The sequence below is a fragment of the Paenibacillus macerans genome (assembly GCF_050565405.1).
GTDB lineage: Bacteria > Bacillota > Bacilli > Paenibacillales > Paenibacillaceae > Fontibacillus > Fontibacillus macerans_B.
In genome coordinates this window covers 20,707-30,232 of the sequence record NZ_JBNYYG010000068.1, presented here as the reverse complement: position 1 = coordinate 30,232, position 9,526 = coordinate 20,707, and the positions used below count along the sequence as shown (strand labels likewise).

6 protein-coding genes are annotated in these 9,526 nt (G+C 56.1%); 4 read left to right on the top strand and 2 right to left on the bottom strand.

Annotated features, from left to right (window positions below; genetic code table 11):
• Positions 1 to 396: 396 nt before the first annotated feature.
• From ACQ4N8_RS24935 to ACQ4N8_RS24925, 3 genes are read left to right on the top strand one after another with little or no spacing between them, the layout of a single operon-like run.
• On the top strand, positions 397 to 1,884 hold the full coding sequence (locus tag ACQ4N8_RS24935; protein ID WP_430707054.1) for a spore germination protein: 1,488 nt from the start codon (positions 397 to 399) through the stop codon (positions 1,882 to 1,884).
• 9 nt (positions 1,885 to 1,893) lie between these two features.
• Entirely contained in the window at positions 1,894 to 2,976 is a 1,083-nt protein-coding gene (locus tag ACQ4N8_RS24930) for a GerAB/ArcD/ProY family transporter (protein ID WP_430707053.1), read from the top strand.
• Positions 2,969 to 4,075 carry a Ger(x)C family spore germination protein gene (locus ACQ4N8_RS24925; protein WP_430707052.1) on the top strand — a complete coding sequence of 369 codons (1,107 nt, stop codon included), beginning with the start codon at positions 2,969 to 2,971 and terminating at the stop codon, positions 4,073 to 4,075. The genes ACQ4N8_RS24930 and ACQ4N8_RS24925 overlap by 8 nt, the downstream gene beginning before the upstream one ends.
• 26 nt (positions 4,076 to 4,101) lie before the next feature.
• Here the strand turns inward: ACQ4N8_RS24925 and ACQ4N8_RS24920 are convergent, their stop codons facing one another.
• Together ACQ4N8_RS24920 and ACQ4N8_RS24915 are read right to left on the bottom strand one after the other, a co-directional pair.
• A complete protein-coding gene (locus ACQ4N8_RS24920) occupies positions 4,102 to 6,147 on the bottom strand; it encodes a GTP-binding protein (RefSeq protein WP_430707051.1) in 2,046 nt (681 codons plus the stop codon).
• A gap of 149 nt (positions 6,148 to 6,296) precedes the next feature.
• Complete coding sequence (locus tag ACQ4N8_RS24915) at positions 6,297 to 7,463, bottom strand: SGNH/GDSL hydrolase family protein (RefSeq protein WP_430707050.1); 1,167 nt, start codon at positions 7,461 to 7,463, stop codon at positions 6,297 to 6,299.
• A 227-nt stretch (positions 7,464 to 7,690) separates the two neighbouring features.
• Between ACQ4N8_RS24915 and ACQ4N8_RS24910 the strand changes: the two genes are divergently transcribed.
• Positions 7,691 to 9,487, top strand: a complete 1,797-nt coding sequence (locus ACQ4N8_RS24910) for a stalk domain-containing protein (protein WP_430707049.1) — start codon at positions 7,691 to 7,693, stop codon at positions 9,485 to 9,487.
• The last annotated feature ends 39 nt before the right edge of the window (positions 9,488 to 9,526 follow it).

The following is a 9,526-nucleotide window of genomic DNA, read 5'->3' as shown; positions in this document are numbered from 1 at the left end:
TTTACTCCCTTAACGAAAGGGATAATCGTGCAAAGCAGCATGCAGAGACAACAAGACTCGAACCCTATTGACCGCCACGCCTTGGCCTGCCTTTATGCACATCGGGTATCTTGTTGGGTTTAATGCAACGCCTATGTAGAAACAAGCGGTTTTACAGGTTCTCCGTAGAAATAGAGCCAATAAATACCGCTATTACTGCGAAAAGTGGCAATATAACTGAAATAAGGCCATAAAATACCGCTAACAAGTCCGTTTGCAACATCCGTATTAAGCCGCTGACCCCCTCAGCGGCTTTTTGTCCTGCACTCCCGCAGGAGTGCCCCTTCCCTCCGTCTGCATAGTTCGCCCATAATTACGCACAATAGAAGAAACTACCTCGGCAGGAGGAATTTTCGCGTGTTATTCCATCTTTTTAAATCCCTCTTAACGCTCGCCAAACAGAAGCCCCCGCAGCCTGACGTCAATGATCCCCAAGCTTCCGGCCCGCTGACGCTGAATAACGTGCTGGGAGAATTCCGGGACTGCTCGGATCTGACGCATCGGACTTACCCGGTTCTCCAGGCCGATCTTCTGTATTTCGACCACCTGATCGATAAACAAAAGTTCGACCGTGACGTAGTGACCCCGCTGGAAAATATCCGGCTGGAAGAGTTGGGCTCGCTCTTGAATCAGTCCCAATTCAAACGGGAGCGCGATCCGAAAGCGGTCGTCCGCGGCATTTTGGATGGAGATGCCGCCCTCTTCGTACCGCAAGGCGTTTATCTGATTCCCGTGTACGGACCGGAAAAGCGGGCCATTGAGCAGTCGCAAACGGAATCGGCAATCATCGGCCCCCATGACGCTTTTAATGAATCGCTGGATACCAATATCTCAATCATTCGCCGCAGAGTCAAGAGCAATAGGTTGAAAATCAAACAGTTCGAGGTCGGAGAAGTATTCAAAACGAAGGTTTGCGTGCTGTACATCGACGGAATTGCCAATATGAACTTCGTGAACCGGATGTCGGAGCGAATACGAGCCATTGAATATAGCGGGGTTTTCGACGGAAGCATGTTCGAACAAATGATCGAGGATTATCCGTCGACGATTTTCCCGCTGTTCCTGACCTCGGAACGTCCCGACGTGGCCATGTCCAAATTGAACGAAGGCCGGGTCGTCGCCATTATGGACCAAAGTCCTTCCGCGATCATCGGACCCACGTCGGTATTCGAATTTTTCACCTCGCCGGACGATTATTACAGCCGCTGGGCCGTAGGGACGTTTCTGCGGATCATGCGGTATATCGCCTTTGTGCTTACGCTTAGCCTGACATCGATGTATGTTGCCGTTACAACGTACCATTATGAAATGATCCCGCAAAATCTGCTTGCTTCGTTAACCGAATCGCGCAGCCGCGTCCCCTTCCCGCCGATCCTGGAGGCCTTACTCATGGAAACTACGCTGGAGCTGTTGCGTGAGGCGGGGGCCAGACTCCCGACCAAAATCGGGCAAACGATCGGGATCGTCGGCGGTATCGTGATCGGAACGGCGGCGGTGGAAGCCGGGTTTACCAGCAATATTTTGATCATTGCCGTGGCGATGTCGGCCATCGCCTCGTTCGTCATTCCCAGCTACACGATGAGCGGCTCAATTCGGATTATCCGGTTCGGGCTGATTATTTTATCTGGGATGCTCGGAAACTTCGGATTTATGTTCGGGATTGCCCTGGTCATCATTCACCTGTCCAAGCTGACCAGCTTGGGGGCACCGTATACCCTGCCCGCAGCTCCCGTTAAACCGACCGACTGGAAGGATACATTTATTCGCGGTCCTTTCTGGATGATGAGCAAACGCCCGACGCAATCCCGGACCCCAAACCCGCAAACCAACAAAATGAAGAAATAGGTGACTGGCTTGGAACAGGAGAAACTGCATCGTTTCCATATCGCGCTCATGGTGTTTAACACCCAAAGCGGAGTCATCGTGTTCACCCTGCCTCGGCTGACTGCCCATTATTTCGGGACCAACGGGTGGCTTGCTTTGTTTCCGGTCTTTCTGTTCGTCACTCTCAATATCATGCTGATCTCGGCGGTACACCGATTGGGAGGCGGACGGTCGGTGTTCGACATTCTCCAATCCTCGCTGCCCCGGTTAATCCTGTATCCGTTGTATCTTCTCCTTTGGGGCATATTCAGTATGATCGGCTGCCTGGTCGTCAAGCAGTATGTCTTGATTTATCAGCTGCTTATTTTCCCGTCGACGTCGGACATGCTGCTGAAGTTTTTCGTGGATTTGCTTGTCTTTTTATACGTCGCCAAAGGAATCTATACGATGTCCAAAGCCAACGTCCTGTTTTCGTTTTTCCTGCTGTCGCTGCTCCCGCTTGCGATCTACTTTACCCAGGAGTTTGATCTGGTCCGCCTCACGTCGTTCATGTTTGAGGGCGGGACGGACATGAAGGAAGGCTTCTTGCGGGTGTATGGAGCGTATATGGGATATGAGCTGACCCTGTTCCTGTTTCCGTATGCGGAGCCGGGCAAAAAATGGCTAAAATACATTCATCTCGGAAACGGCATTACGATGGCAATTTATTTACTGGCCACCATCCTAGGCTTTGGCTTTTTTAACGTTCAGGAACTTAGCCATCTGGCTTTTCCACTGCTTGATATGTTCTCCTACATACGCTTTCCGTTCGTGGAGCGGCTGCAAAACTTTTTGTACAGCGTGTTTTTGTTTTCGATTCTCCACACCGCCGCGATGTACTATTGGGCGAGCCAGTCCGTGCTTTCCCGGATTTTCCGCCGGATTCCCTGGAAGCTGCTTGTCTTCTGCACCATGGTAATCACCATCTTCACTGCTTCGATTCCAGAAACGCTGATCAAGGTCGAAGGCTGGTTCCGCCTGTTTTCGATCTTCCAACTGGGCTTCTCCGTCGCCTTTCCGCTGCTGTTGATTATCCTGCTGCTTTTCCAAAGGAGGAGTAAAAAACATGCCTAAACGGACCTGGCTTGCCTGCGTCTGCTTCGGTCTATTCATCGCCGGCTGCAGTCAGGATCAGCGGGAGCTCGAGAAAATCGGTTACATCGAAATGGAAGCCATGGATACGGCGCCCGGCGACCGATTAAGGGTAACGATCAGCGTTCCGCTGGTCTCCCAATACGCCAAAAACGGGAAGACCACCGACGAGCTGCTGTCAACCGTGTCCGACAGCCCTAAGGATGCCAAAAAAGAACTGTCGCTGCGAACCAGCCGCATCTTGGCCAGCGGGCAAATACGCACGCTCATGTTCGGCGAGGATCTGGCCCGCAAAGGCTTGTGGAGGTATATGGACACGTTCTATCGCGACCCAAGCATCTCTCCGCGGGTGACCATCGTCATCGTTGAAGGCGATGCCGGGGAGGTCATCAGCCAGGAGTACCCCCGGCATACGAAAACAGCCAACTATTTGAACAAGCTGCTGCAAAAAGAGTTCGCGAAGCAAAGTTATCCCCGCACCAAGCTTCATCAGTTCTTCCGCGATTATTACGATGATGGACAAGATCCGATCGCAACGATGATTCATGAGCAAGAGAAGGATCTTTCGATCAGCGGGATCGCCTTGTTCCGGAACGATCGCATGATTACGAAGCTCCCCTGGAGCGATGTATTCTTTTTTTCGCTGATGTATCAAAACTTGACGCAGGGCGAATTTACCATTACATCCGACAATCCCGATATGAGATCCATCGCTTTTCGGGCAGTAAGAAACAAACGCAAAATCAAAGTGACAAAAAATAAGGAAGGACTATACGAAGCGGATATTTATTTAAAGGTGGAAGGGGGCGTCGAGGAATATCTGGGCGGACTGAAGCTGAGCACTGCGGATCGAAGGAAAGTCGAGAAAATGATCAGCGAGCGGATCGTGACGGAAGCGGATCGCATCGTGAAGATCATGCAGAAGAACCGAGTCGACAGCATCGGTCTGGGCCAATACGTGCGCAACCAAATGAGTTATGCGGAATGGAAAAGAACAGCGTGGCACGACATGTTCCGCACGATGCCGGTGCGCATTCACTGTTCTTTTGCGATGAAGCATTTCGGCAACCATTTTGACTAACGGACTGGCGGGGCCTTCCTCCGTCGCTACCCCTGCAAAGCCTTTCGTACGCTCAAGATGTACTTCGCCTGGTCCAGCGGATTTACGCCCCGGCGGGTGCGTTCGGCTTTCACGTCCGGCGGGCAAGACTCGTAGCCGGCAAAGGAGGTAGCGATGGTGCTGCGCCCCTTGGTGTACGAGCTTAGCTCAACCGGGTAGTTTAACGAGGTCGCCACCGGCACTCTGCCCTCGATGATCACTCGCTCCCCCTGCAGCACCGGCGGCTCGAAGCTGCCGCGCATCTGCACGAGATCGTTCATCACCCGGCCGGCGTTTTCCTCGGGCACGACGATGCGCACCGCCAGCATCGGCTCCAATAGAGAGGTTCCGACGTTCGCCAGCCCGTCCATAATGCCCATCGGCGTGGCCACGGCGAAGTCGAGCGGATGGGTATGCCAAACATGATGCTGGCCGTAGGTTAACGTCACCTGCAAATCGGTAACCTCCCAGCCGTACAGCCCTTGCTGCAGCGCCTCCGGAATGCGGCGCTCCACCTCGTTCCGATACTGCGGCAGCAGGTCTTCGTCTCGGACGTACGCCTCGTAAACGAGCCCGCTGCCGCGCGGCCCCGGCTCGATACGGAAGCGCAGAATCGCCCAGCAGGGCTTTGGCATCGTATAAGCAATGAAACCTTCGCCCGCTTGCTTGGGCGTCTCTTTATAAATGACCGACGGCTGGCCGAAGGTCACCTGCAGCCTATACCGCGACTCCAGCACGCTGCCGAGGATCTCCAGCTGAATCGGGCCCATCACCTTCACGTGCAGCTCGCGCTCCTCCTGCAGCCACTGCACTTCCAGCAGCGGATCCTCGTCGGACAGCTCCTGCAGGGCATGGACCATGGCCTGGTAATCCGCTTCGTCCGCGGGGCGGGCCCGCACGGTGAGCAGCGGCACCGCCAGCTTGGCCTCCGCCGGGACCGCCTCCGGCCGCCCCAATACATCGCCGATGCGCGCATGCGACATCCCGCAAACGGCGGCGATATCGCCGGCGCGCAGCAGCCCGATATCCTCGGAGCGCGTTCCGTCGATTTTACGGATTTGCGTAACCTTTTCGTTAATGTTCTGTGTGTGATTGAACACAGTATCGCGGTTACGGATGCTTCCTTGATACAGACGGACATACGCCATCCGCCCCATCGCCTTGTCGCGTTCGATCTTGAAGACGACCCCGGACAACGGCGCATCGGCATCGCCGCCGGCATGAGGAAAGTAGCGGAGCATCGCGTCGAGCAGCGCAGCGATGCCGATGCCCTTCGCGGCGGAGCCGTAGAGCAGCGGATACAGCCGGGCGGAACGGGCCAGCTCCGCGGCGCAGCTCTCCCAACGTTCCGGCGCGATCGCCTCTCCGCTCAAGTACTCCTCCAGCAGCGGTTCATCGCGCTCGGCCAAAGCTTCGAGCAGTTGGCCCCGAGCCGCTTGGATCGCCTCGGCCTCAGGGCTTTCACCGGTCTTGGCGTCTCCCTCCATCGGTTCAGGCTGCCACAGATCGGCCGCGCCAAGAAATTCCTGCTCCTTCCCCAAAGGGTGCTGGACCGGAACGATATCGGCGGACAAATAGCTGCGCGCCTGTACCAGAACCGCGTCAGGGTCGGCCCCGACGCGGTCCATTTTGTTGACGAACAGCAGCGTTGGAACGCGCAGCTTGGCCAGCGCGTTCCAAATCATCTCCGTCTGCGCCTGCACGCCCTCCACGGCCGAGACCACCAGCACCGCGCAGTCCATCACGCGCAGTGAGCGCTCCACTTCGGACAGGAAGTCGACGTGTCCGGGGGTATCGACCAGGTTCACCTGGACTCCTTTCCAAGCGAACGAAGTCATAGCCGAGCGTACGGAAATGCCTCGCTGACGCTCGACCTCCAGCGAATCGGTCAGCGCCGTCCCGGCATCGACGCTTCCCAGCGTGCGAATGCGGCCGCTTTCGAATAAAATGTGCTCTGTGGTCGTCGTTTTGCCGGCGTCGACATGAGCGAATATCCCGACGTTCAAACGAGCCTCGGATGAAACTGTTAGGTGAACGGGTACAGATTGTGCCATAGATACATATCTCCTGTAACCCTGGCGGCAGACGAGCCGCCTTAGGGATCATATTCATGCCGATCCTGGGGAGGAGAGGCTGAGCGCCTCCCCGGTACATGTTCATCATACAAGAGATAGGCGGGGATGAAAAGACGGGCTTACGGCAGCTATGAACCCCTCCCCGGATACCAGGCCAGGAAGGCATCGGCCACCGTTCTCCCGGCCGCCCCGTTCGGATGGGGATCGTCGCCGGGGCTCATATATTCCGGACGCAGCCGGTGCTCGTCAGGCTGCGGCTGCGAGAGCAAAGCCGCCATGTCGAACACGCGGTCGACGCCCGGCAAGGCCCCGGAGCGGATCGCGTCGTTGACCCGGCGCCATACGTGCTCCCGCTCGCCGCTGAAGTTAAACGGCGGCACCGTAAACAGGATGATTTCGGCGGAGCGGTCGTTCTGCCGCAACAGCGAAATGACCGTTTCAAGATCGGCCGTCAGTTGCTCCGCGCTTCGTGCGCCGATGTCGATATCGTTTACGCCCAGCGCCAATACAACCTGGGTCCCCTTGCCGGGAACCTGACCAAGTTTCACCTTGTTCAACCAGGAGGCATCCGCCGAGGCGTCATAGGTTCTCGCCCAGCCGGACCCGAGGTTCCACACGCCGTAATCGGTCCCCAGCCCTTCGGCGATCCGCGCCACCCAGTATTCGTAACCGTCCTTGCGCGTTCTCACGCCTTGAGTAATCGAATCGCCGAGGAACAGCAGTCGCTGCCGAACCGGCTTGGCATAGCCGATAAATGCCGGCAGCACCAGCAGGTTCTCCGAGGGAGCAAAGCCCTTGTTCGTCTCCGACCAAGCCTGATTCCCCGATGCATCATACGCCGTGACCAGCATTTGTTCGGTGTTGTAGGGTACCGTTTTACCGCCTGAGTCTGTCGAAATCGTCCAAGTGAAAGCTATATCATGCCCTTCCGGGAGGTCGAGGGAAACCGGATCGCTCCAAAACGTCTCCCCCGGCGCGACCGGTTTCGTTTCGCTGCCGTTAAACGTAACATGGACCTGCGAGCCGAACACGACCGAACCATCCGCAGCCGTACCGCCGTCCGCCACATAAGCGGCCTCGATCTTCCACGCCCCGCCAAGCTGCCCGGCCTGAGCGACCGTACCGGTATCCCAGGTGGAATCGACCCCATTGCTATGCCAAAGCCGGAGCTCCAACGGACCGTGTTCCCGTACTTTCAAATACGTCCGATAGGTATGCGTGAACTTGTCCTCTCGCTCCATGATATAGTTGCAAGCCGTCGAAACGACGGTTGCGGAAGCATAACCTTCCATCATTTGATAAACCCTCCATCCTGCCGGTAAAAAAAGGTGTCAATATCCTTGATTCTACAACACCGCGCGCAAAAAAGCCCGACCTGTTTCCCGCCTTTGCCCCGCCAGTTGCCTTGCGGTTCCTTCACCGACCAGATCGCGGATTCCTTCCGGGCAGCAACTTTTCGAAGCCGGAAGCGTCTTTCTCATTGTAGAACCATCGCGGCATGGTATCGAAAGGGGATTTTTCCATGAGAAACAAAATCATCCCGCTGCTGCTGGCGGCATGTTTCTGGCTGGGAACAACCGCGGCTTACGCCAAAGCGGAAGCCGGCAGCGCGGGGGCAAACGGCAAGTCCCTGGAAGAGGCATTCAGCCAATTGGCGATCATTCCTTACGATTATCAGAGCAAAGCTTACCTCCAGGGACAAAAGGCCGACCTCGGCGGAGATTACGAAATCGTACAGAGAAACGGGCGCGTTCTGGTACCGATCCGGTTGATGGGGTATTTGGCCGAGCATACGGCCGACAAGAATCAAGGCTATTGGGACGTCGTCTGGAACGCGAAAACTCCCAACGACGTGCTTATCCAAAACGTCCCGCTGAAAAAGTCAGTCAAGTTTAAAGTCGACAGCAAAACGATGCTGGTCAATGGCAAATCCGTCCAACTCGAGGTTCCCCCGCAAAAAGTAGGCGGGCGCGTCATGCTCCCCTTAAGGGATGCGGCCGTGGCGCTCGGCAAAAATATCGACTGGCTGGACGGCTTGATCCTCATCGGCGACGGGGCGATCGACCTGAAGCATCCGCGAACGCTGGCGGTAAAGGATGCCGTCAAATCGCAACTGACCGATCGCCGCAAGCGGGTGGATTACGAGAAAACGGCTACTCCGTTAACTCAGTACGGAAATGACGCGTATTACGTAATAACCGTCTATAGCGACAACGGATCTTCGGAACAGTTATACCGAAAAACCGCAGGAAAAAAAGAAAGCCGGATCCAAGTCCCGGGTACTCCCGTATTCCATTCGTCCAAGGTCATCGGGGAGGATCTTTATTACGTCTCGACGGTGAACGGTCAATCCGCTCTTTATGCTTACAGCTTGACGAAACAGCAAGCGCGGAAGATTTCCCCGCTCGGGCAGTGGCGCCCGGAGGACGGCTGGCTTGCGGACGTGCGGAACATCGACGGCGAGCTGTACGTCAATCTTCATACCGGAGACAACACGATGGGGGGCGATACCCTGTACCGGGTCAAGAATGACGCGCTGCAAAAGGCATTATCCGCCAAAAGCGTCGTTGGCCTGGCCAAAGACAAGGAGCAGCTTTATTACACCGACTTCCAGTTCATGAGCGGCCCGGCAAATAACCTGTTCCGCGTCGATTCAAGCACGGGTACGGAGACGCCGCTCGGGGAACCCGGTTTTGCCTACGGCATCGTCCGGTCCATGGATGGCCAGGGCGGAGTTGGTTATACTTCCGATCCAACGCTCTACCTGAAGGACGGCTCTCTGTATGCGACGGGCTTCGAAGACAATAATCCGAACGATAATGGGGCCGTGTACAAGATCAGCCTAACCGGGCGGAAGCACGTGAAGTTAATCGCTGACGCCACCCGGTTCTGGCTGGCGAATCAACAAATTTATTATCTCGATCCGCAAACGGGAAACTTGATGCGGGCCGGCTTGGACGGAAGCAGCCCCGAAACCGCGGCGCAGCGCAAAATCTCCCGGATCGTTCACTTTAAGGGCTTGTTCTACTATGCGGCGGAAGACGGCGGAGCTGCTTCGCTCTATCAATACGATCCGGCCAAAGGCCGGGAAACGAACCTCGGACGCTTGCCCGCCGGAAAGTCCGGCGATCTGCTCTTCGAGGCAGGCGCTACCGGCATCTATTACGTCTCCCGCGGCTATGAGCCCGGGATTTACAAAATCGAAACGGACGGAAGCCATCGGCGCCTGGTGAAGGATGACATCGAACAGGCCGTGTTAACCGACGCAGGCATGATCTACACGTTGGTTTACGAGGAAGGCGTGTATACGGCAAAATAAACGAAACGGCGGCATCGCCGGGATTCCCGATGGGACTCT

Bases quoted from the DNA above. Each gene is read 5' to 3' on its own strand.
- ACQ4N8_RS24925 (WP_430707052.1), top strand. From the start codon at position 2,969: ATGCCTAAACGGACCTGGCTTGCCTGCGTCTGCTTCGGTCTATTCATC.
- ACQ4N8_RS24920 (WP_430707051.1), bottom strand. From the start codon at position 6,147: ATGGCACAATCTGTACCCGTTCACCTAACAGTTTCATCCGAGGCTCGT.
- ACQ4N8_RS24915 (WP_430707050.1), bottom strand. From the start codon at position 7,463: ATGATGGAAGGTTATGCTTCCGCAACCGTCGTTTCGACGGCTTGCAAC.
- ACQ4N8_RS24910 (WP_430707049.1), top strand. From the start codon at position 7,691: ATGAGAAACAAAATCATCCCGCTGCTGCTGGCGGCATGTTTCTGGCTG.